Genomic DNA, 22,469 nt, shown 5'->3' with positions numbered 1-22,469 from the left:
TGACGCGCAGGATTTCCGCCAACGATGGCGTAAGGAGGTACATCTTTTGTGACTACCGCTCCGGCTCCAACAATAGCACAACGACCAATTCGTACGCTAGGCAGCACTATCGCATTTACTCCTATATAGGCACCATATTCGATCACAACATCTCCCACGGTATATTCCACACCTGTTTCAAGTTGAGTGGGTGGAGAGAAACTTGTATGTGATATCACTTTGGCTCCACGAGTAATGTACACATTATCCTCTATGTAGACATGCTCTGGAAACGTGGTGTCAATAAGAACATTAGGTGCAATGTAAACTGTGCGATATTTGTCTATATTAACTCCCCGTCTCTTATGAATCCACGCAGGAAGCCAGGGCGGAATAACAGCAACATATGCAAGGTATCCTAAAAACCCCTTAAACAAAAACTTGATATTTTTAAAATACTTATCTACCCGTTGAGGGCTAATTTCATCCATAAATCATTTTCTCTTAATTTAAAGGTGCTATTGAATAAAAATATTTAAGCATATCAGTGTTTTCTGAAATGTATTTAAATCCCGTATTTTCAAATAATTTTTTACTTGCCGCATTATCCGGTTTTATTTCTGCGATTAAATTAATTAATTCATTTTCTTTGAATAATTGTTCATTCTTTAATAGGCGAAGGTGGTATATAGCTGCGTGTAATAGATGCTTACTGAGCCCCTTGTTTCTATGCGCTGGTGCTAACATGATACTCACTTCCCAGGACTTTGTTGCCTGCAAACCATCAAAGCGCACCATCCCTATCGATTGGCTTGATAACTCACCAATTAGCAAAAGAGATTTAGAATCAGCTAACACCCGTTGATACCATTTCTCATGTACAGTAGGCTCTATTAGGTCTTGATTGCGCGACATCATTCTGGTCAGTGGATCATTACGCCAGCACAATAAGTCAGAACAATCTGCCTCATTGGCACAGCGCATTTTAATAGGTAATTCCATCATAATAAAATACTAAGCCACTTGGTAAGCTGAGAGTACTTTTCTTACTGCTTGGATAGTATCCTCCATATCTTGATTACTCATCGCAGGGAATATGGGGAGGCTTATTATTCTTTCATATTCTGCTTCAGCTACCGGCCAATTGCCTTTCTTATATCCTAACTGCGTATAATAGCTCATCCAAGGAATAGGAATATAATGAACATTAACACCTATGCCTTCGGCGCGTAATGCGGTAAAAATTTCCTCTCTGCTTGCCTGTAATTGCTCAAGGCGCAGGCGGATTACAAAAAGATGCCAGGCTGATTGGCAATCTTGTCGTTCGAATGGTAGCTCCAATGCAGTGAGGTCACCGAGTGCCTCTTGATAAACAGTTGCAATAAAACGTCGGCGTTCTAGCCACTGATCCAATTTTTGTATCTGACTAACACCTAATGCGCAATTAATATCAGGAATTCTGTAATTATATCCCAGGCTAACCACATCATATTTCCAAGACTGGTTGGAGTTACGGTTATGGATCTCTAAATCTATACCATGATGACGAAAGGACCGCATGCCTTTAGCAAGCAAGGGATCTTGCGTCAAAACCATGCCTCCCTCTCCAGTCGTGATATGTTTGACTGGATGGAAACTAAGGATGGTCATATCTTGTAGACTTCCTACTTTTTGATTTTTATATACGGCTCCAAGTGAATGAGCGGCATCCTCTATGATTAATAGATTATGTTTTTGAGCAATGGCACGCAGGCTATCATGATCACAGGGATGACCGGCAAAATCTACAGCAATAATGGCTTTAGTTTTTGATGTAATTTTTCTTTCAACATCAATTGGATCGATATTTAGAGTGTCAGGGGATAGATCAGCAAAAACAGGAGTGGCACCACTATATAAAACGCAGTTAGAGGTGGCTACGAAAGAGATTGCAGGAACAATCACCTCATCTCCTGGGCCAATGTTTGCGGCAGAAACAGCCGCATGTAGTGCGGCAGTTCCCGTGTTAACTGCAATAGCTTCTTTTGCACCTGTATACGTGCAAACAGTCTCCTCAAATTTTTTTACCATAGGGCCTGTTGTCAGCCAATCTCCGTTTAAGACCGTGTTTACGGCTTCCTTATCTGCTTCATCTATGGATTGACGCGCGTAAGGAAGCAATGTTTCGCGCACGGGCGTTCCTCCAAATACAGCTAATTGTTCTTTCATTACAATCCCTTCTTTAAAAAAATTTAAGTAAAAATTGATTAAGTTTTCTCTCCATCTCTACTCCTACAGCTAGAAGAAAAGCGATGATTTGAAATACGGTGCCATAGACTACTGCTTCTGATTTATTAATGCCAAAACTAGCCAAAGCAAATATAGCCGCGATTTGATAAACTCCGATGTATCCTGGGGTCGCTGGGACGCAAAAAACGGCGGCCAAGTAAACCAACACGGTCACTGCTGCAATGATAGGTAGCTCCGTCCACCCAAGAGCGTAAAAAAGAAGCCAACAAGCAAAAACATCCAAAAATGTGATTATAATTTGGAGTATTAGGCACGGCACTATAAAGCGCTTTAATTTTAATAATTGCATGCCTACTAAAAATTCTTGATACATCTTACATAGCCAATTGCCCACTTTGTTTTTAGATGCAATCCATTGGAAAAATACTTCCAAGCGGTGGCCACCTATGCAGTAAAGAATTCCCCCTGTAACGAGTACAGCGAAACCGGAGACGGCAATTTCTGTGGTAGGTGATATATTAAAATACCCACTTTTTGTGCCCACCATAATTACAAGTAAGAGAAAAAGAGTTGCCGCATCAATCATTCTATCAAATAACGCGCTTACAACGGCTTCTCCGCCTCTTATACCCGTAAGCTGTTGTATGCGGACAATTTTTAAAACTTCGCCAGCCTTCGCTGGATAAACGGCCGAGCCAAAATAGCCTGCACAAGAAGCTTTCCAAACATTGCCTGTATCGCTCCATGGTAAGGCTGCAATGATTTGCCAACGTAAGCTTCTTAAAAACATAGAAGCCAAAAGAGCAAACATCATTGCCAGGGCCCATTTAGTCTCGATATTCTTTAAAATGGAGATAAATTCGTTCCAATCCATATGCCAACAGGTATAGAACAAAAATAATGGGGCTAAAACAAAACCAGATAACGGCAGTATTTTTTTTAAGTTAATGGGACTATCTCCCATTCTGGGGCATGATTTTTCAGGCGGCTAGAGTATTTAGGTTTATGTAAAGAATCTTTGGCGAGAATAGCGTATACCTTTGTTCTCTGATCTTTGTACACTTCATTTATTGTCAACCAAGGAGGAATTTCGCCTACTTCAAACGTCTTGTTATCTTGAACTACGAGAAATTTAAAACCATTTTCGAATAAATGAATCCAGCGTTTATTCTCAGCAGAGTAAACCGTCGAGTCTTTTCTGCCTGCACCGTTAATGCATTGTAATAAATCTTCACGCAAATGGTAGGTATACCACCCCATCACAAAAACTCGATCTCCTTTCTTTGCAATTTGATTGACATGTTGTATGCCCGTTGCAAGTTCTTGTAACTCGCTCTCAGGGGGATATACTTTGGAACATTTAGCATCATGAAAATTGCTTTTTAAACAGTCAGAGAATTTTGCTGCGAGAGTTTGAACTGGCAAAACTCCAGCAGGTAGACAGGTGTATAGCGCTATAATGAGACTGAAAAAAATAGCTATTTTTAATGAATTATAATTCTTCGTAAGAATTACCTTCTCGGCGCACCAGGAAGAAACCGGAATGAAGAGTAGTAATGTAGGTAAAATACATCTCGGGCAAAGTACAGAGGGTCTACAAATCATCCAAATCACCAAGCAGCTGATTGATACCACTATCATCTGGACCAGTGGTTCTGTTAATTTCCATTGTTCTTTCTTGGCTAGAAGAAACAGCGGAATAAATAAGAGAACCAACGGTGAAAGATTTCCTCCTAGAAGAGAATATTTTCCAAAAGTAAGAGCAAAGGGATAAGTCAGTAAAATATAACGTATCGTCTCAGGAGTATACCAAATCTGATCTGTCCAATTACTTCCTGCTGATTTAAAGAAATAAAAAGGGGCGAAGGGCTCATTAAATAAAATAGCATTTTTAATAAAATGAGGTAGCATAGCTACCAAAAATACAGCTCCTAGTATTGCAACAGAACGTAATGTTTTTAGTTGGAACAAAGACTTCCAATGATTCCAGAGGACAATTAAAAAGACAGCAGTTAACATCATCGGTATGTAAGAAAATTTAGCTATACAAGCTAGTCCCGCGAATAATCCCGTTAAAATATAAGGCAGCAACCCAGAGTTTTTATTCGTTTGAAGGGCCCAATAACAAGCAGCTAGCCCTAAAGCCGTGGCAAAAATATCTACTTTACCATCATAAAGATAGGCCGTATAAGTAGTAGAGGTCATTAATAGGATCAATGCAATAATTTTTCCTCTTGCTCGAACTCCGGCCTCAGTACAAAGAGATAAAATAAAACCTATGACAGCAAAGCCTGTGAGCCAGACAAAAAATTTTGCGGCTTGCTCACTATTCATCGCCATTAAGGCTGCGTGATGCAACTCTCCAAAAAGCCCAATTTGTGAAAAAGCATAGTAATTATTTACTGGTTTTAGCCGGTGCGTGGCAGCCATGAGCTTAGGTAAAACCATATAAAAAGCTTCAGCATCTCCAATTGGCGGATATGATACAGAAGCCATACCCAGAAGACACAATACACAAAGTAGGGCAATAAGCATTATTTTCCAAAACAAGCGAAGCCTAACAATGTTCTGATATCTATTTTGTAGGGTATGTATTAATGGTCTATAACAATCTTTAGTAAAATAAAGGCTGGTTATAAAAATAAATGCAGATAAACCCATGATTAAGTTAATTTTGAAATGAGATGTCAAACCCAGAATCAACCATAAATTAACAAAAATGACCTGACCAAGCATAAAGGAAGTTGAATAAATTGCTCGATTGTTAATGCTGGCAGGTGAACAAAATCTCAGACAGGCTAATCCCAATAAAAGGTTTGTTAAGGCATACCATAACGCAATGAGCAACGACAGCATAGCAACCTTAGCCTCCCCAAATGTTTGTTTTAAACAAAAGTGAATACATAAACGTATAGACGATTTGGAATGTTGGTTTTTGGTTGAAGAAAGTGTAGAGGGTGGGGAAAACTGTATACTGCTGATTTAAAAGCAGCATTAGAAAAGAGCCGCAGAGAATCCACATACAAAGAAAAAACTCTACCAAAGAAATCAGCTTAGTCTTAATTCGCTTATGCATTTTCACCTTTCCTTCGATGTAATGTACCATTTTGACTAAAATTTGCTGTTAAATAGAATATTGGAAAAACTAGAATTGCTCTGCCTAAAGATCTCCGCTGCATTCCTAAAATTTACGTTTATATGGGATTTCTTCAGTGAAAAATTGTAACTATTTGATATGGCTCCCCGGACAAGACTCGAACTTGTGACCTAATGATTAACAGTCATCCGCTCTACCGACTGAGCTACCGGGGAATATGTGCGAATCTTAAAACGATTCTGTGCATTGGTCAAGCATATATTGTAATAAATTTATGGATATTTTTATTTTTGGTTTTTTGTTTTTCAAAAAGGAAAAAAATCGTTCTTTTGCAGAGGGGGAGCAAGCGGGGATGCTCTAGTTGTTTGCAATCAAAGGCCCTATTTAAGGTTTTTTTGTGTGATGGTGGGTTGATGCTGAGTACAACGAAGCCCAACCACCGGCTTCAATTTTACACCGATGTTGGGCTTCGTGATGCTCAGTGTTAACCTATAGAGATTATTTGCAAAAACGTTCTAGTCTATCTAACGCGTCTTTGAGTATTTCCATACTGGTTGCAAATGAGAGGCGGATGCAGCCTTCGTTTCCAAATGCAGAACCAGGTACTAAGGCAACGCCTACTTCGGTTAATAATTTCTCGGAAAACTCCAGATCATTGGCGTAGCCGCGTTTGTTGATGACTTCTTGTACGCTTGGAAAAATGTAGAAAGTGCCATCGGCGGGAATTACCTCAACCCCAGGAATCTTTTGTAAGCGGTCTGCAACATAGTCATGTCGTTGACGGAAGGCTTCAACCATAGATAAAACAGTTTCATTGCTACCATTTAAGGCTGCTACAGCGGCACGTTGCGCAATAGAGCAGGGGTTTGAGGTGGATTGTGATTGAATGGTTTTCATTGCATTCATTAAGGGGAGAGGACCTGCTGCGTAGCCGATGCGCCAGCCCGTCATTGCATAAGCTTTGGATACGCCATTTAACACTACGGTGCGCTCATACAATTCAGGGCAGGCGTTTAGGATATTTACAAAGGATTGGCTCCAAATAATATGTTCATACATATCATCAGTCGCAATGATAATTTGTGGATGTTTTTTCAGTACTTCTGCCAATGCTTTAAATTCATCTAAAGTATAGGCTACTCCAGACGGATTGGATGGGCTGTTTAAGAACAATAAACGGGTCTTTGGCGTAATCGCCTCTTCTAATTGCTGCGCATTAATTTTGTAACGTTGCGCAGGTGTAGTCGAGATAATTACTGGCACACCATCAGCTAATAGCACCATATCGGGATAGGAAACCCAATAAGGGGCTGGAATGATTACTTCATCGCCTGGATTTAATAAAGCCTGGCAAAGGTTGTAGCAACTTTGCTTGCCACCAACGGAAACTAAAATCTGATTTAATTGGTAGTCTAGGCCATTATCTTTTTTGAATTTGTTTTTAATGGCTTCTTTTAATTCAGGAATACCATCTACCGCAGTATATTTGGTAAACCCTTGGTTAATCGCATTGATCGCGGCTTCCTTAATGTACGTGGGTGTGTCAAAATCAGGCTCACCAGTGCCTAAGTTAATCACATCATGTCCTTGTGCGCGTAATTGAGTAGCCTTAGCTGCTACAGCTAACGTTGGTGATGGCTTCACTTTTTGCACGCGATTTGCTAATACGATATCCATTTATTACTCCTATGAGATATACTTATACGTATGAAAGATTTGTTCAAAATTTATGCCAATTATCAGCCTGCAGGTGATCAGCCCACAGCGATTGCCTCGTTAATTGACGGCTTAAAATCCGGTTTGGCCAAGCAAACCCTCCTGGGGGTTACTGGCTCGGGTAAAACATTTACCATTGCCCATGTCATTCAGGCGATGCGACGTCCTACCTTAATTATGGCGCCTAATAAAACTTTGGCCGCACAGCTTTATGGCGAGTTTAAAGCCTATTTTCCTGATAATGCAGTAGAGTATTTTGTTTCCTACTACGATTATTACCAGCCTGAAGCCTACGTGCCTTCTTCTGACACGTTTATAGAAAAAGACTCGTCCATTAATGAGCACATCGAGCAAATGCGGCTTTCAGCGACGAAAGCGCTAATTGAGCGTAAAGATGCAATTATTGTTGCTACGGTGTCGGCAATATATGGTTTGGGCGACCCTGATTCTTATCTGCGTATGGTATTACATCTTTCCCGTGGAGAACAATCTGAACAACGTAAAATTTTAAAACGTCTTGCCGAAATGCAATATACTCGTACGAATATGGCCCTAGAGCGGGGGCAATTTAGGGTGCATGGCGATGTAATTGATATTTTTCCGGCAGATTCGGAACGGATTGCCATCCGCGTTGAATTATTTGACGATGAAGTTGAAAATATTGCCCAATTTGATCCTTTGACCGGTGAGGTTATTCAACGATTACCTCGGGTTACTATATTCCCTAAAACCCACTACGTGACTCCGCGAGAGCGTATTTTACAAACGGTGGATTGGGTAAAAGACGAATTGCAAGAGCGCTTGGCGGAATACAATGCACAAAATAAATTGGTGGAAGCGCAGCGCTTGGAACAACGCACCTGTTTTGATGTCGAGATGATGTTGGAATTGGGTTATTGTTCGGGGATTGAAAACTATTCGCGTTATTTATCGGGGCGTAATGCCGGAGAACCACCGCCAACCTTGTTTGATTATTTGCCTGCAGAGGCATTGTTGGTTATTGATGAATCCCACGTAACCGTACCGCAAATTGGTGGGATGTATCGTGGGGATCGTTCTCGCAAAGAAACTTTAGTGCAATATGGTTTCCGCCTGCCTTCAGCGCTGGATAACCGTCCCTTACGTTTTGAAGAATTTGAAGGACGTTCACCACAAACGATTTATATTTCGGCAACTCCTGGATCTTATGAAAAAGAGAACTCTGATAATGTGGCCGAGCAGGTGGTACGTCCTACTGGATTAATTGACCCAGAGGTAGAAATTCGGCCGGTACGTACTCAGGTCGATGATTTAATGTCCGAAGCACGTCAAGTCATCCAGCAAGGGGCACGGGTATTAGTAACGACCTTGACGAAGCGTATGGCCGAGGATTTGACCGACTATTTAAACGAGCATGGGATAAAAGTTCGTTATTTGCATGCAGATATCGACACGGTAGAGCGTATGGAAATCATTCGTGATTTACGCTTAGGTGTTTTTGATGTTTTGGTGGGAATTAACTTATTGCGTGAGGGCTTGGATATGCCTGAGGTGGCATTGGTTGCCATTCTGGATGCGGATAAAGAGGGCTTTTTACGTTCGGATCGCTCCCTAATCCAAACCATTGGTCGTGCGGCACGTAATGTGAATGGACGTGCAATTCTTTATGCAGATAAGATTACTGGTTCCATGCAACGCGCTTTGGATGAGACGAGCCGGCGTCGTGACAAACAAAAGGCATTTAACGAAGCACACGGGATTACTCCTAAAGGGATTAATAAATCCATCACCGATATTATGGAAGGTGCCTATGTTGGTAAACGCAAGGAGGCTGTGGCTGAGCCGACTCCTGAGTATTTACATTGGTCTACTCAAGAGTTGGTAAAACATATAAATACTTTAGAAAAGCAAATGTATGTGCATGCTAAAAATATGGAGTTTGAGGCTGCGGCTAAGGTTCGGGATCAGTATCTTTTATTGAAAGAGCAATTGATTAAGGGCGATGCAACTTAAGAGAGATGGAGGCGCCGCCGTAATCTGGGTTCGGTTTTCGAATCATGCTTCGCTCCCGGATTGCGGCGGCGTCTCCATCCCGGCTACAGTTCAAGTGAACTAAAGTTTGACAACTGGTATATAAAATAGGAATAATCGCGGTCTTATCTCTATATGATTTAGGTTTGTATCGTGCTTTATAATGCCCCAGAACCCAGCAAATTACCTTCCTCCCATGAGCATAATCCTCTATTTAATTTCACGGCTGCTCCAGGTTGGATGGACTCTTTTTTAGGCCGCTATGCGCTACCATCGCAAGCTGGAGACTTTAGCGCCCTATTCATTAATGAGGCGAGTCAATTCGATGATGACGTATTACGGCATGAACACCATACAATAGTAACCTTTGATGAGGCACAACTCGATACTTTGGAAATAAGGCATAGAGCGCAACAAGAACTTGAGCCTCAACATCAAACCTTTATCATAAACTTTAATTGCAATTTTAAAGTTTATGAGCAATCGCTAATTGAGATGCAAGACAATGCGCGTGATTTGCAAACGAATGTTATTGGTTTTAACTATCGCAATGTTGGTCGAAGCCAAGGCCAACTTCAGTTTATGTGTCATTTAATTATCGATGGCATTGCTCAGGTTCAACGATTATTAGATCAGGGTGTTTCTCCCGAGAATATTACTTTAAATGGCTTATCGATTGGCGGCGGCATTGCTACCTGTGTTGCTTGGTATTTTCATCAGCAGGGTCAGAAAGTTAATTTGTTTAATGACCGTTCTTTCGCTTCAAGTCTAAAACTTGTTTTGAGTCATGTTGAAAGCATACCTATTCTGGGGGGAGTACTCGGTTTTCTCTGTGCGCTTATCATTTTCAATTCGGCATGGTATGTCTCTATTTCAGAACTGTTTCAGGATATTCCTGAGGAATTTCGGGATTACATGCTGGTACGTACTTCTAGAGCTACGCGTACTGCAGAAACCCTAGATGATTTGGCTATACCACATGAAAGTTCCTTGCATCTTGGTTTAAGAGAGGAGCGTAGGCAGATAAAGGGGGATATTGATTCACAACTTCGTCAATGGGAAGATGAAGAGCTGATTGATGCAAACACTTTAAATAAGTTAAAAAAGACGAAGCACGAGGCAAAGGAAAAGGCGCGAAACCGCAAAATGGAAGCATCAGTTGTTAATATTGGGGACGATTACGCTCACACCTTACCGAAAAAGTATTTATTTAATCGTTGTGGTGTGTCTGCGGATACTTTTTTTAAGAACTTTGTGCAGCGGTCTTATGAAGAGCATGGCATCAAGCCAAGCGCGTGTATGAAGGTATAAAGGTAGCCCGATAGGCATGGATTTTGAACCCTGAGGTTCAAGTGGGTGACGATTGAATCGGCTCAGGCTTCCCACTACAAGGTGGGCATGCACAACACCGACTGCAGGATGTCTCCCATGCTGTTAGCATTGGTTCGAAAATCACTCCCCACCGGGTTAGTTTAAGTATAACACTGTTCGCTTGAATAAAGTCAAGGACTCACGGCCTTTACTTAATAAATAAACAGGAGCACTATACCTTTTCGCTAATTAATGAGGAATTTTTATGGCTGCAACACCATCCACAATGCTGCCTTTAGGTAGCAAAGCACCAGATTTTAATTTAATGGATACCCGCAACAATAAAATGTTGAGCCTCCAGGAAGGCAAATCCTCCATTGCCACTGTAATTATGTTCTTATGTAATCACTGTCCTTATGTAAAACATGTGCAACCTAAACTGGTTGAATTAGCCAATCTCTATCAACCCCAAGGGATACGCTTTATTGCGATTAGCTCTAATGATGTGGAAAAATATCCTGAGGATAGCCCAGAAAAAATGCATCTTGAAGCACAGGATGCTCAGTACAGCTTCCCTTATTTGTACGATGAAAGCCAAGAGGTAGCAAAGGCTTATCAGGCCGCGTGTACCCCAGATTTTTATGTGTTTGATAAGGATTTGTTATGTGTCTATCGTGGCTGTCTTGACGACTCGACTCCTGGAAATAATAAGCCTCTAACTGGGGAGCACTTGCACGCTGCGTTGGATTGTATTTTGGCAGGAAAACCAGTAAATGCTGAACAAAAGCCAAGTATCGGCTGCAATATTAAGTGGAAAGCGTAAAACATCTAGCTGAATTCGCCGTACTCATGACTTCCCGGATTTCGCTGCGTTGCCCCAGACTACTTCTAAATGTAGCCTGGTTGCTTGCTACCAGGAGATTATGAGTGCTGTGAACACCTTCTATTTTGACAGGCATTCTTCTTAAGCATATGATAGAAAGCTTAAAATTTGCGGTGAAGTAATAAAACTCAGGACGGGTGTGATATGCGTAAGTTGTGGTTCTTAGGGCTGATTTTTCTATCACTGACGGCTTGCAAAAAGGAAGATAACTTGTTTAGCGGCTATGTTGATGCCGATCTTGTTTATTTATCCGCAGACTTTGGAGGGCGACTTACCGAGCTTGCCGTACTCAGAGGTCAGTTGGTCCCCAAGGATCAATTTTTATTTAGGCTGGAGCAAACCAGCGAGCTTTATCGCGTAGACATGAGTGAATTAAACAAAAAATCACTGCAAGCTCAACGTGAGCAAACCTTAAGCCAAATTCACTATAATGAAGTGAACTATCGTCGTATAGTGGATATGCGCAAACAAAATGCTGCGAGCCAAAATGATTTGGATGCAGCACGAAGAGATTTAAATGTTTCCAAACAACAATTGGCTGATATTGATGCGCGAATTAAAAGTAGCCAGGTAGATACTGCCGATAAGAAATGGCAAGTTGCCCGTAAAGAAAATTTTGCTACCGAGCGCGGAATTATCTTTGATACCTACTATACCCGGGGAGAGTTTGTGCAGCCAGGTTACCCAGTCCTTTCGCTGGTTACCACCAAGAATATCAAGGCCATCTTTTTTGTTCCAGAGACTCAATTAAACCGAGTACGGCTTAATCAAAAAATTAATATTAAAACGAGTGCCAATGACAATTTTGCGACTGGTCACATTTACTATATTTCTAACATTGCTGAATATACGCCGCCTATTATTTATTCACGTGAGGAACGTCAGCGCTTAGTCTTTAGAGTCGAAGTGAAAATTGATACCCCCGATTTAGAAAAAATCCGTCTTGGACAGCCAGTAACGCTGGAATTAACCGATGAATGATCTTGCCATTGATGTAACTAATTTAACTAAAGAGTTTGATAAAAAACTGGCGGTTGATCATATTTCGATACAAGTAGAGAAGGGGGCCATATTCGGCTTTCTTGGTTCCAATGGTAGTGGTAAGACGACGACTATTCGTATGATCTGTGGTTTATTATCCCCCACTGATGGTTCGGGGTATTGCTTAGGCTATGACATTCGTACGCAAAGCGATGAGATCAAAAAGCACACTGGCTATATGCCACAAAAATTCAGTTTTTATACCGGGTTAACCGTCTATGAAAATCTACGTTTTGTCGCTGATATTTTCCAAGTAAAAAACTCAAAGCAAGTAATTGAGGAAATGATCGAGGATTTGGAACTGGAGCGTTATCGTAAAGTACAGGCTGGCAATTTATCTGGTGGTTGGAAGCAGCGTCTGGCTTTGGCGTGCAGTTTACTGCATAAACCGCAAATGCTCTTTTTAGATGAGCCTACAGCCGGTGTGGACCCTAAAGCTCGCAAAGAGTTTTGGGATTATTTACATAAGATTTCCTCACGCGATGGCACCACCATTTTGGTGACTACCCATTATATGGACGAGGCGGAAAAGTGTACGGATTTAGCTTACATCAACATTGGGAAATTATTGTACGCCGGGCGCACTAACGACTTGGTTCCGCAATCCCATGTTAAAACCTACGTGCCGGAGATAACACGACAAGAGCAAAATGCATTAATGGAGCAAATTAATGGCAGTTATCCTAACGTTCTAGTTTCAATTGTTAATAATGAATTACGCATCTCCTCCCGGAATTATGAGTCCTTGCGGAAGCTTATCGAGGAGCACTCTGAGGTATCCTTTAAAGAAGTAACGCCCTCTTTTGAAGAGGTATTTATTGGGCTAATGCGATGAAATTAAAGCATTTTCAAGGTATTTCACTAGCACGTCTGACGGGCTTAATCCGCAAAGAGTTTATTTTGATCACTCGGGATCGTGGCACGATTGCGATGCTGGTCATTTTACCTATTATGTTGCTCATTCTTTTTGGCTTTGCCATTGAATTTGATCCTAAGCATTTACCGACCACCATTATTAGTTACGACAACACGCCACTAACGCGAAGTTATGTGAGTGGGCTTGAGGCCTCCGGTTACTTTAAGGTGCAGACCAAAGCATCTAGTGAGTATGAAAAAGACCAAGATTTTGCCAACAGTAAAATCAGTTTGGCTTTCACCATCCCTCCTAATTTTACCCGAAAATACATTCGTAATGAAAACCCACAATTATTGGTGGAAATTGATGGTTCTGATCCGGGAAGTAGTGCCGGCGCGTTGGGTAATGCATTGCCTATACTGAATCAAACGCTGGATTCTTTTAATAAACAAGGTTTAGGCTCTCCTTCACCGACAAAATCATCAAGAAGTGTGAATCTGACCATCCATCGGCTTTATAATGAAGCCAATATTAGTTCTTATAATATTGTTCCAGGTCTGATAGGTGTATTACTTACTCTAACAATGGTGATGCTGACTTCCACTGCCATTACCTCGGAAAAAGAAGCAGGCACAATGGAAATGCTGTTGAGTACCCCGTTAAAACCAACGGAGATTATTCTGGGTAAGGTGATACCCTATATCGTTTTAGGTTATTTGCAGTTAACCAGTATTTTAGTTTTTGGTAAGTTGCTCATTAATATTCCTACAGAAGGCAGTATTTTATTACTTTATATTGCTGCAGCGCCCTTTATTATTGCTAACTTAATGGTCGGGATGATTTTTTCCACTCTTGCCAGTACACCGATGCAAGCGATGCAGCTTAGTGTTTTTTATCAATTACCCTCTATGTTTTTGTCGGGTTATATTTTTTCTTTTTATGGCATGCCGGGCTGGGCTCAAGTAATTGGGTCCTGCATGCCGATGACTTATTTTACGCGCATAACGCGGGGGATTTTATTGAAAGGCAATACTATAGGCCAAATTGTGCCAAATATTTTACCAATTATTATAATCGCCGTGATTTTAGTTTTCTTAACGGGAAAAATATTTAGAACAAAACTTGATTAAATTCATCTGGTTATAAGCGAACGCTATTTATTTTAGGACATACCCTAATGAAACAAACGATTATCTTTTGCTCTTTGTTGGTTATTTTGCTTGGAGGCTGTTGCAAAAATTGTAAGGTCAATGAGCAGGTGACTTACCCTAAGAGCACCCGTACTGGTATTAAATATGTCCAAGATAAGACTGAGCTAAATCGAGTTGCCTGGTGGAACAAGATCAATGATCCACAATTGACACATCTCATTGTTCAGGCGCTGCAAACCAATGACAGTATTAAAGGTTCCTACGCGACCATTGAACAAGCGCAAGCCCAGCTTAAGGCGGCTCAATATGCGTGGATTCCAACATTTGATGCCAGTGCTAGCGGCTTTACTGGTGGCACCTGGAATCCACATATTACTCCCAGCAGCCAGTTGGCCAATAACGCATTTTTTGCAAATTTTCCTAGACCTCGATTTAGAGGCTATTATGCGGGTTTTGTACCCAGTTATACGGTGAGTGGCTTAAGTAATGTTAGTAATATTAAATCGGCTAAAGCCTCTTTAGCGATACAACAAGCCCAGATGCAGTCAACCAAACTGAGCATCATTAGCCAAATGAGCGGTACCTATTTTATGCTCTTGAGTCAACGTGAACAGTTGGCTGTGGAGCGGGCATTAACTCGAGATTTAAAGAAATTGCGTCAACTGGAACAGGTACGTTTCCAAAAAGGAGCCAGCGACTTAGAAACGCTGACCAGTATTGACCAACAATTGGCACAAGAGGAAACAAGGATTCCGCAGATTGAAGGAATTATTGCTCAAAGTGAAAATACCATTCAGTTATTATTGAATCAAAACCCAGGACCGGTGAGAACGCAGCGCAGCTTATTGGCTCTTAAGGTAAAGCAGATTATTCCGCAACAACTGCCTTCATCGGTTTTAAAAAATCGTCCTGATATTATGATTGCCACTAATAATGTCAGAATGTCTTATGCCCAAATTGGGATTGCTTATGCAGAATTTTTTCCGACCATTAGTTTAACTGGTTTAGTTGGTAAGGCTTCTGTGGATTTAACGAATCTTTTAAAAATAAGTACTAATTTGTGGGTAGCCCAAGCAGTAGCCTCAATGAAGGTATTTAATCCAAGTGCCTATCAAAATATTAAATCAGCGAAAGCAGGGTTTAAAGCAACTTATTACAATTATTTAGCAACACTTCGTAGCGCGTTTGCGGATGTTGATGATGCACTGACTAATGCGCAAAAGAATAAGTTAGCCTATTTGCAAACGAAGAAAGGCTACCTGGCCGCCAAAAGATCTTACGCCTTGGCTTTAGCTCAATATACGTCTGGAGCGAAAGATTATCGTACGGTGATTAATGCTAAAATTAATTTGGAACGCAGTAAGTTGAGTCTAATTCAAGAGAAAGCTCAATTGCTTGATGGTATGGTGCAGGTTTATACCGCGGTTGCCGGTGGCTATGATGTCGCCTAATTAAAGGAAAACCTGGTTGCAAGCAACCAGGCTACGCCTAAAATACTTTCTGGCTTTGATTCGGGTTTTCCTTTAAAAATGCGCTGGGTTAGCGGTCTCCCAATCTTTTTTGTAACTTGCGGGAATATCCCTACCTAACAATTGTCCAGGAGTTAAATAATCATAAATCTGCTCAAAACTTTTAACCTCATCAACTCCAGTACGTCTCATAATATGCGAAGGTTTCAAATCACTGGGGTTGTCTAAACCCAATGCACCAACCATCTCTAAAAAGCTTTTTACCGTATTTTTATGAAAGTTAGCGACATGCTGTTTTTTTTCATCAACGACCAAGCCATACTGCAGGCGTTTATTTTGAGTTGTAACCCCAGTGGGGCAGGTATTGGCATTACATTGTTTGGTTTGTAGGCATCCAGTGGCGAGCATCATGGCTCTAGCTGCGTTACACATATCTGCGCCAAGAGCAATATTGGTGAGTATGTCGAAGCCATTAGCCACTTTTCCACTACAAATAATACGAATTTTATCACGAACACCAATGCCCACCAGGGCATTATGAACAAAGACTAAACCTGCCTCTAAGGGCGTTCCAATAAAGTTTGTATATTCTACCGGAGCGGCCCCAGTACCGCCTTCTGCGCCATCAACTGTAATAAAGTCAGGTAGAATCTTCGTTTCTAACATCGCTTTACAAATCGCAAAAAATTCATCTCGGCGGCCTAAGCATAGTTTAAAGCCGATGGGTTTGCCCCCGGAGAGTTCTCGTAGTTTTTTAATAAATTCTAATAAACCAACGGGGGTGCTAAATGCCGTGTGGGCGATGGGAGACATTACATCTTTACCCATGGGTACTTTTCTTGCCTTGGCAATTTCTTCGGTAAGTTTTGCTGCCGGTAAAATCCCGCCATGTGAGGGTTTAGCACCTTGAGAAAGTTTGATTTCAATCATTTTTACTTCTTTGCGATTCGCTTCTAGGGCAAATTCTTGTTCATCAAATTTCCCCTCTGCGGTGCGGCAACCAAAATAGGCGGTACCGATTTGGAAAACCAGATCCCCTCCTTGTAAATGATAAGGACTTAAACCGCCTTCTCCGGTACTTTGGTAAAAGCCACCGAGCATAGCCCCCTTATTCATGGCCATAATCGCGTTTCCAGATAATGCGCCAAAACTCATGCCGGAAATATTAAATCGGGAGGCACTATACGGTTGCAGGCAATCCGGACCACCAACTTGAATGCGTGACTCGACCTCTGAGGAGTGTTTAGGGGCTAGCGAATGCAAAGCCCAGGTGTAACCAATACTCAAAATATCGCGTTCCGTACCAAAGGGAATGGTGTCGCGTGTGTTTTTGGCACGCTCATAGATTAAGGAGCGTGTTTCTCGATTATAGGGAAGTTCACTTTCATCGGTGGCGATAAAGTATTGTTGGATTTCTGGACGGATAAATTCTAAAAAATAGCGTATATGTCCCAGTACGGGGAAATTACGCAAAATCGTGTGTTTTTTCTGAGTTAGGTCGTAAATCCAAAGAATGATGATGGGGGTGAGAAATACAAAAAACCATCGGATGTCTTTCAGCATGATAAATATCGCCAGGGCGATCAGTACTATGATTGCAAAACCGAGATACCATTGGCGTCTCATCGCTAACTCCTTTTAATTTTGCAGGCACCCCATTTGGGCAATGGCCAAGCAGTAAGTTTGGATATATATAAAAATAGCTTCAATTGCTCCCTAACAAATGTTGATCTAGTTGCTGACTACGCGCCTTGCATTCTGTCTTTCCTGACGCGTAGCGATTACTGGGTCACAAGCAATAACTCTGACATTGCTCAACAATTATATTAAAAGTTGGCATAACCCACTAATTAATCCATTTCTGGAGCGCGTTCTATCTCGCCATTTACCATCTTATTAATTTTATGTTCTAAAGAAGTAATAAACTGAGTGACTTGATGGTGTTGTTGCGCTTGTTCGCTTTTGCACACCACTAATTCATGGCTAATATCTAAGGCCGCCAACAATAACGTGTGGAAATCATCCAATTGTTTGGTTTTCTTTTTATTCTGCATGATTTGATTATTAAGCTTTTGTGCCGCGAGTATTAAATTCGCTTCCTCTCCCTCGGGGCATTTAATTTCATAAGATTTGTTGAGTAATTTAATAGAGCATGATTTTGTTTGTGTCATAATAAAGCCTTCGAATCGCTAGGGTTTGGAGTAAATAGTAGCAATTTTGCTTGCAAGCAGCAAATACTGAGGTGAACCGCTGCGCCAAATCGGTTATCATGGGGCATTTTTTTATAGATGAGTTAATTATGTCTGCTGAAAATGAACATTTGACCTTACCTGAGTACGATCATTTTGTTGATGCGATTTCGTTTTTATCATTGCCGGTTTCTGCCAGTTCATTACATGGAATGATGTGTGGTTATCTTTGTGCTGGAGAGGATTCTCAGGGTGAATCGTATTTGCGCGCCTTGTTGAATAATAAAAAGGATGAACAAAGTCGCAGTGCTTTGCTGGCCTTATTCGCAGTTTTTTCTATCAGCCAACAACAAATTACCCATTTTGATTTTAATTTTCAAATGATGCTTCCTCATGATGACGAGTCTTTGTTGCAACGAGCTTTGGCATTTAGTGAATGGTGTGAAGGCTTTACTCAGGCCTTAACTTTATGTGGAATAGGGGGTGATCAGTTCAATGAGGACGAGGCTCAAGATGCCTTGCAACATATGATTGAGTTTGCCGAATTGGATTGTGATACTTTAGATGTAGGCGAAGAAGATGAACGTGCATTGATGGAAGTAAGCGAATACGCGCGTATGGCGGTAATTCGTTTGCACGCTGATTTAATGATGAATGAACGAAATCGTGGTGTAACCCATTAATAAGGATGTTGGTATGATTACTCAGCAAGAATATCAGGCAAGAAGAAATAAGTTAGCGCAGCAACTTCCGGAAGGTAGTGTGGCGATTATTATCGCGGCACATGAACAGTTACGTAATGGGGATGCGCATTATCGTTTTCGCCAGGACAGTAATTTTTATTATTTGACCGGCTTTAATGAGCCGGACGCCATCTTAGTGCTGATCGCCGGAAAAGAAAGCCAAAGCATTCTCTTTAACCGCCCACGTAACCCTGCTGCGGAACAATGGACAGGTAGACGTCTGGGACAACAAGGAGCAGTGGAAGAGTTGGGAATGCAAATGGCTTTTTCTATTGACGATGTTGCCGAAGAGCTACCAGGTTTACTGGGTGGTAAATCAGCCGTTTATTTTTCTCTTGCCCGCAATGCTGAGTTGGAACAATTGATTATGGATTCCCTGTCTGCAGTCAAAGATCAGGTGCGCCGAGGGGTTAAAGCGCCAAATAGCCTGTGCGATTTGGATCCTATTTTAGGTGAAATGCGTCTAGTTAAAAGTGAGGCTGAGCTCGATTTAATGCGTCAAGCGGCGCGTATTTCAGTGGATGCTCATCTGCGTGCGATGCGTCAATGTAAAGAAGTGCATAACGAATACCAGTTAGAAGCTGAATTGATTTATGAGTTTAGCCGCCAGGGTTGCCGTAGTGTCGCCTATGATCCGATTGTTGGTAGTGGCGAAAATGCCTGCGTCTTGCACTATACGGATAATAGCCATCCTTTAAACGCGGGTGATCTGGTATTGATTGATGCCGGGGGCGAATATGGAAATTATGCTGCGGACATCACTCGAACTTTCCCCATCAGTGGTAAATTCAGTCCCGAACAAAAAAGTATTTATGAACTCGTACTTAAATCACAAAAAGCAGGTATTGCCGCAGTAAAACCAGGTGCACCCTGGAATTTAGTGCAACAGACCATTATTCGTATTTTAACGGAAGGCTTATGCGAATTGGGTATTTTGCAAGGTGAGGTCAATGAGTTAATTATGCAGGAAGCCTATAGACCTTTCTATATGCATAATTCAGGACATTGGCTTGGCTTGGATGTGCATGATAGTGGTCTTTATAAAATAGATGGCGAATGGCGGCCTCTAGTACCTGGAATGGTATTAACGGTTGAGCCGGGTTTATACATTAGCTCGAACATCCCTGGCGTAGATAAGCGGTGGTGGGGTATTGGAGTACGTATCGAAGATGATGTGGCAGTAACTGCTACTGGTCATGAAGTATTGACTGGGGCTTTACCTGTTGATGTGGCAGACATTGAGGCATTAATGCGTGACTAAAAAAGAAATAGATATTCTGATTATTGGCGGGGGCCTGACTGGGGCAACGTTACTATTAGCGTTGCAAGGGCTTGGGTTTAGTTGTTTGTTGGTGGATGCTCATGCTTTAGGACATAAAATCAATCCTGATTTTGATGCGCGTTCTTTGGCACTTTCTCCCGCGACTCAGCGTATTTTAACTATGCTTGGTGTTTGGGAACATTTGCAGGCACAGGCAACACCCATCGAGATGATTCATGTTTCGGATCAATCTCATTTTGGGGCATCGCGTTTGTATGGTGAGATTGATGCGCCTTTAGGCCATGTCGTGGAAATGCAGTATATTAATCGTGCCCTACATCAACGGTTGGACCCGCTGCAGATTTTGGCTCCAGCTACGGTTGAATCCCTGGATCTCAATACAAAGACGGTAACGATTAATACGGAAGCGGGACAAATAAATGTTGCTGCCCGTTTAATTGTTGCCGCTGATGGCACCCATTCTGCCTTACGACGTTTTTGTGGCTTACCGTCACAAACGAAGTTGTATGGTCAACAAGGTATTGTTGCCAATATCGGTTTAAGCCAGCCGCATGCTGGACGTGCTTATGAACGGTTTACCGTTCATGGTCCTTTGGCATTATTACCCATGCAAGAAAATAGAATGTCTTTAGTGTGGGCTGTTCCTGCTAAAGAAGCCAGCCAATTGCTGACCTTGTCTGATGATGAGTTTTTACGTCAATTGCAACAAACTTTTGGCTATCGATTGGGGCGTTTTACCAAAACCGGTAAGCGTTCCTCTTTTCCCCTACAGCAAGTGTTAATGTCACAGCAAGTTAAAGAGTCGGTGGTTTTTGTGGGAAATGCTGCACATACCTTACACCCGGTTGCAGGCCAAGGATTTAACTTAGGGCTTAGAGATGTGGCTACTTTAGCGCAATGTATTGCAAAACATGGTTTAAATGCGGAAATGCTGGCACAGTACGTACAACTACGTGCTTATGACCAACGTATAATTACGCGCTTTACCGATGGTTTAATTAACTTATTTACCAGTCGCTTACCAGGCTTAGGGATTGCACGTGGTTTAGGTCTGGTGGCTCTTGATAATATTCCTAGTTTAAAAGCTCTTTTAGCACGTTATGCTCGTGGATTTGGTGGCGTGGTTCCCGATTTAGTTTGTGAGATTGCCTTAAACGAACATAAGGCATAAGCCTAGAGGTAAATAAAATGAATTTGCAGTTTAACGTACTAATCATTGGTGGTGGGGTTGTTGGTTTAACCGCAGCAATTGCCATGGCCCAACGTGGTTATACCATTGCCGTGATTGATGCCGGTTCATTAACGGTTGATACTAGCAAAACCGATATGCGGGTTTATGCGATTAATCAAGCCTCACAGACTTTATTACAGCGATTAGGGGTATGGCGGCATTTAGAGCCATCGCGCTTGTCTCCCTACAGCCAAATGTATGTGTGGGATGCCGTCAATGGCGCCCATATCGATTTTGATTCACGTTGTGTGGCCAGCTCCCATCTGGGCACCATTATCGAGGAATCAATTCTAAAGCAAGCTTTACTACAACAAGCGGCGCAATATCCGGAAATTCATTTATTCCCTGGCTGTTGTGTGGACGCAGTACATGAAGACGTTCAAGGCATTAAAGTATCCAGTCAGCACCAGAGCTGGGAAGGGCAGTTGTTAATGGTCGCCGATGGTGCCAATTCACCGGTGCGGCAAAAGCTCAAGGTTGCCTTAACGACCTGGCCGTATCAACAACAGGCAATCGTGGCAACGGTAGCCGTAGAAAAAGCCCATCAACATACGGCCTATCAAGTATTTAATCCCGATGGTCCTTTAGCCTTTTTACCTTTGGCAAATCCTAATGAATGCTCCATTGTTTGGTCCACCGAATCGGAACGCGCTAAAAAGCTCATGGAATGCAGCGATGAGCAATTTAATGAAGAGTTAACCAAGGCTTTTGCTAAAAAATTAGGTTCCGTTCATTTAATCAGTACTCGCCATCAATTCCCTTTGCAAATGCGGCATGTGAAGCAGTATACCGGAGCTCGTTGGTTACTGCTCGGCGATGCGGCACATACGATTCATCCTTTAGCTGGCCTAGGTTTAAATGTGGGGTTGGCGGATATTAATGCGTGGTTGCAATGCTTGGATGCTACACCCAACAATTTAGTCTCTAAAAAGGCCTTGGGAGCCTATCAACGTGAACGCAAACATGCGGTTTGGCAAACGATCGCGCTGATGGAAGGATTCAAGCGCTTATTTAGTAACTCATTCACGCCAATAGTTACTTTACGCGGATTGGGCTTGGGGTTTTGTAATACCTTTATGCCAATTAAGCGCCTGTTTATTCAGCATGCTCGTGGTGTGGGTTAAAATGTTGCATGCTGCGGTGCCTGCCCAATCTAGGGCGCAGGATTTTTGTACAATACCACAATAAAGTGTTTTGGTGAGCTTTACAGCCCAACTTTTACGCAGGTGCTGCTGCGCTCTGAATATGGAAATATGCCAATTTTCAGAAAAAATCCGAGTTT

General features: G+C 41.9%; 18 protein-coding genes, 1 tRNA gene, 1 other RNA gene and 1 pseudogene. 11 read left to right on the top strand and 10 right to left on the bottom strand.

What is annotated here, in order from left to right:
- Positions 1-2 precede the first annotated feature (2 nt).
- The 7 genes and pseudogenes from J2N86_RS16355 to J2N86_RS13145 form a co-directional block, all read right to left on the bottom strand.
- A pseudogene (locus J2N86_RS16355) lies at positions 3-155 on the bottom strand (CatB-related O-acetyltransferase); the annotation flags it as partial.
- A 328-nt stretch (positions 156-483) separates the two neighbouring features.
- The gene (locus J2N86_RS13170; protein ID WP_252579917.1) at positions 484-984 is read right to left on the bottom strand and encodes a GNAT family N-acetyltransferase; all 501 of its coding nucleotides are present in this window, start codon (positions 982-984) and stop codon (positions 484-486) included.
- Between the two features lie 9 nt (positions 985-993).
- Positions 994-2,187: a UDP-4-amino-4,6-dideoxy-N-acetyl-beta-L-altrosamine transaminase gene (gene pseC, locus J2N86_RS13165; RefSeq protein WP_252579916.1), complete on the bottom strand. Its 1,194-nt coding sequence runs from the start codon at positions 2,185-2,187 to the stop codon at positions 994-996.
- Between the two features lie 13 nt (positions 2,188-2,200).
- A complete protein-coding gene (locus J2N86_RS13160; RefSeq protein WP_252582456.1) occupies positions 2,201-3,082 on the bottom strand; it encodes a lysylphosphatidylglycerol synthase transmembrane domain-containing protein in 882 nt (293 codons plus the stop codon).
- 65 nt (positions 3,083-3,147) lie between these two features.
- A complete protein-coding gene (locus J2N86_RS13155) occupies positions 3,148-5,064 on the bottom strand; it encodes an ArnT family glycosyltransferase (protein WP_252579915.1) in 1,917 nt (638 codons plus the stop codon).
- A gap of 380 nt (positions 5,065-5,444) precedes the next feature.
- A tRNA-Asn gene (locus J2N86_RS13150) sits at positions 5,445-5,520 on the bottom strand.
- A 283-nt stretch (positions 5,521-5,803) separates the two neighbouring features.
- The gene (locus tag J2N86_RS13145) at positions 5,804-6,982 is read right to left on the bottom strand and encodes a pyridoxal phosphate-dependent aminotransferase (protein WP_252579914.1); all 1,179 of its coding nucleotides are present in this window, start codon (positions 6,980-6,982) and stop codon (positions 5,804-5,806) included.
- A gap of 30 nt (positions 6,983-7,012) precedes the next feature.
- On the opposite strand from J2N86_RS13145, the gene uvrB reads away from it, so the two are divergent.
- Both uvrB and J2N86_RS13135 read left to right on the top strand, forming a co-directional pair.
- A complete protein-coding gene (uvrB, locus tag J2N86_RS13140) occupies positions 7,013-9,013 on the top strand; it encodes an excinuclease ABC subunit UvrB (protein WP_252579913.1) in 2,001 nt (666 codons plus the stop codon).
- Positions 9,014-9,184: 171 nt separating this feature from the next.
- Positions 9,185-10,342: an alpha/beta hydrolase family protein gene (locus tag J2N86_RS13135; RefSeq protein WP_252579912.1), complete on the top strand. Its 1,158-nt coding sequence runs from the start codon at positions 9,185-9,187 to the stop codon at positions 10,340-10,342.
- Here J2N86_RS13135 and ssrS read toward each other — a convergent pair.
- Positions 10,343-10,503, bottom strand: a non-coding RNA gene (gene ssrS, locus J2N86_RS13130) — 6S RNA.
- Positions 10,504-10,607: 104 nt separating this feature from the next.
- Here ssrS and J2N86_RS13125 point away from each other — a divergent pair.
- The 5 genes from J2N86_RS13125 (at position 10,608) to J2N86_RS13105 (ending at position 15,724) form a co-directional block, all read left to right on the top strand.
- Positions 10,608-11,165, top strand: coding sequence for a thioredoxin family protein (locus J2N86_RS13125; protein ID WP_252579911.1), 558 nt, complete (start codon positions 10,608-10,610; stop codon positions 11,163-11,165).
- A gap of 204 nt (positions 11,166-11,369) precedes the next feature.
- Positions 11,370-12,206: an HlyD family secretion protein gene (locus tag J2N86_RS13120; RefSeq protein ID WP_252579910.1), complete on the top strand. Its 837-nt coding sequence runs from the start codon at positions 11,370-11,372 to the stop codon at positions 12,204-12,206.
- Positions 12,199-13,101, top strand: a complete 903-nt coding sequence (locus tag J2N86_RS13115; protein WP_252579909.1) for an ABC transporter ATP-binding protein — start codon at positions 12,199-12,201, stop codon at positions 13,099-13,101. Before J2N86_RS13120 ends, J2N86_RS13115 begins: the two co-directional genes overlap by 8 nt.
- A complete protein-coding gene (locus J2N86_RS13110; protein ID WP_252579907.1) occupies positions 13,098-14,252 on the top strand; it encodes an ABC transporter permease in 1,155 nt (384 codons plus the stop codon). Before J2N86_RS13115 ends, J2N86_RS13110 begins: the two co-directional genes overlap by 4 nt.
- 47 nt (positions 14,253-14,299) lie before the next feature.
- Positions 14,300-15,724, top strand: a complete 1,425-nt coding sequence (locus tag J2N86_RS13105; protein ID WP_252579906.1) for a TolC family protein — start codon at positions 14,300-14,302, stop codon at positions 15,722-15,724.
- Between the two features lie 72 nt (positions 15,725-15,796).
- Here the strand turns inward: J2N86_RS13105 and J2N86_RS13100 are convergent, their stop codons facing one another.
- The gene (locus tag J2N86_RS13100) at positions 15,797-17,368 is read right to left on the bottom strand and encodes an FMN-binding glutamate synthase family protein (RefSeq protein ID WP_252579905.1); all 1,572 of its coding nucleotides are present in this window, start codon (positions 17,366-17,368) and stop codon (positions 15,797-15,799) included.
- Positions 17,369-17,592: 224 nt separating this feature from the next.
- Positions 17,593-17,913 (bottom strand): cell division protein ZapA, encoded by a 321-nt coding sequence (locus J2N86_RS13095; RefSeq protein ID WP_252579904.1) that lies wholly within the window; start codon positions 17,911-17,913, stop codon positions 17,593-17,595.
- Between the two features lie 128 nt (positions 17,914-18,041).
- Here J2N86_RS13095 and J2N86_RS13090 point away from each other — a divergent pair, with 128 nt between their 5' ends.
- Genes J2N86_RS13090 through J2N86_RS13075 form a run of 4 tightly spaced genes read left to right on the top strand, consistent with a single transcriptional unit; the run spans position 18,042 to position 22,311 of the window.
- Complete coding sequence (locus J2N86_RS13090; RefSeq protein WP_252579903.1) at positions 18,042-18,614, top strand: UPF0149 family protein; 573 nt, start codon at positions 18,042-18,044, stop codon at positions 18,612-18,614.
- Positions 18,615-18,627: 13 nt separating this feature from the next.
- Positions 18,628-19,935, top strand: a complete 1,308-nt coding sequence (gene pepP, locus J2N86_RS13085; RefSeq protein ID WP_252579901.1) for a Xaa-Pro aminopeptidase — start codon at positions 18,628-18,630, stop codon at positions 19,933-19,935.
- A complete protein-coding gene (gene ubiH, locus J2N86_RS13080; RefSeq protein WP_252579900.1) occupies positions 19,928-21,127 on the top strand; it encodes a 2-octaprenyl-6-methoxyphenyl hydroxylase in 1,200 nt (399 codons plus the stop codon). The genes pepP and ubiH overlap by 8 nt, the downstream gene beginning before the upstream one ends.
- Before the next feature lie 17 nt (positions 21,128-21,144).
- Entirely contained in the window at positions 21,145-22,311 is a 1,167-nt protein-coding gene (locus J2N86_RS13075; protein WP_252579898.1) for an FAD-dependent oxidoreductase, read from the top strand.
- The last annotated feature ends 158 nt before the right edge of the window (positions 22,312-22,469 follow it).

This window comes from Legionella lytica (assembly GCF_023921225.1).
Lineage (GTDB): Bacteria > Pseudomonadota > Gammaproteobacteria > Legionellales > Legionellaceae > Legionella > Legionella lytica.
The sequence above is the reverse complement of the archived record's forward strand: the minus strand, read 5'-3'. Positions and strand labels throughout refer to the sequence as shown.

Excerpts from the sequence above, each read along its gene's own strand:
- J2N86_RS13170 (WP_252579917.1), bottom strand. The coding sequence starts at position 984 with ATGATGGAATTACCTATTAAAATGCGCTGTGCCAATGAGGCAGATTGT.
- pseC (WP_252579916.1), bottom strand. The coding sequence starts at position 2,187 with ATGAAAGAACAATTAGCTGTATTTGGAGGAACGCCCGTGCGCGAAACA.
- J2N86_RS13160 (WP_252582456.1), bottom strand. The coding sequence starts at position 3,082 with ATGGATTGGAACGAATTTATCTCCATTTTAAAGAATATCGAGACTAAA.
- J2N86_RS13155 (WP_252579915.1), bottom strand. The coding sequence starts at position 5,064 with ATGCTGTCGTTGCTCATTGCGTTATGGTATGCCTTAACAAACCTTTTA.
- J2N86_RS13145 (WP_252579914.1), bottom strand. The coding sequence starts at position 6,982 with ATGGATATCGTATTAGCAAATCGCGTGCAAAAAGTGAAGCCATCACCA.
- uvrB (WP_252579913.1), top strand. The coding sequence starts at position 7,013 with ATGAAAGATTTGTTCAAAATTTATGCCAATTATCAGCCTGCAGGTGAT.
- J2N86_RS13125 (WP_252579911.1), top strand. The coding sequence starts at position 10,608 with ATGGCTGCAACACCATCCACAATGCTGCCTTTAGGTAGCAAAGCACCA.
- J2N86_RS13120 (WP_252579910.1), top strand. The coding sequence starts at position 11,370 with ATGCGTAAGTTGTGGTTCTTAGGGCTGATTTTTCTATCACTGACGGCT.
- J2N86_RS13115 (WP_252579909.1), top strand. The coding sequence starts at position 12,199 with ATGAATGATCTTGCCATTGATGTAACTAATTTAACTAAAGAGTTTGAT.
- J2N86_RS13110 (WP_252579907.1), top strand. The coding sequence starts at position 13,098 with ATGAAATTAAAGCATTTTCAAGGTATTTCACTAGCACGTCTGACGGGC.
- J2N86_RS13105 (WP_252579906.1), top strand. The coding sequence starts at position 14,300 with ATGAAACAAACGATTATCTTTTGCTCTTTGTTGGTTATTTTGCTTGGA.
- J2N86_RS13100 (WP_252579905.1), bottom strand. The coding sequence starts at position 17,368 with ATGAGACGCCAATGGTATCTCGGTTTTGCAATCATAGTACTGATCGCC.
- J2N86_RS13095 (WP_252579904.1), bottom strand. The coding sequence starts at position 17,913 with ATGACACAAACAAAATCATGCTCTATTAAATTACTCAACAAATCTTAT.
- J2N86_RS13090 (WP_252579903.1), top strand. The coding sequence starts at position 18,042 with ATGTCTGCTGAAAATGAACATTTGACCTTACCTGAGTACGATCATTTT.
- pepP (WP_252579901.1), top strand. The coding sequence starts at position 18,628 with ATGATTACTCAGCAAGAATATCAGGCAAGAAGAAATAAGTTAGCGCAG.
- J2N86_RS13075 (WP_252579898.1), top strand. The coding sequence starts at position 21,145 with ATGAATTTGCAGTTTAACGTACTAATCATTGGTGGTGGGGTTGTTGGT.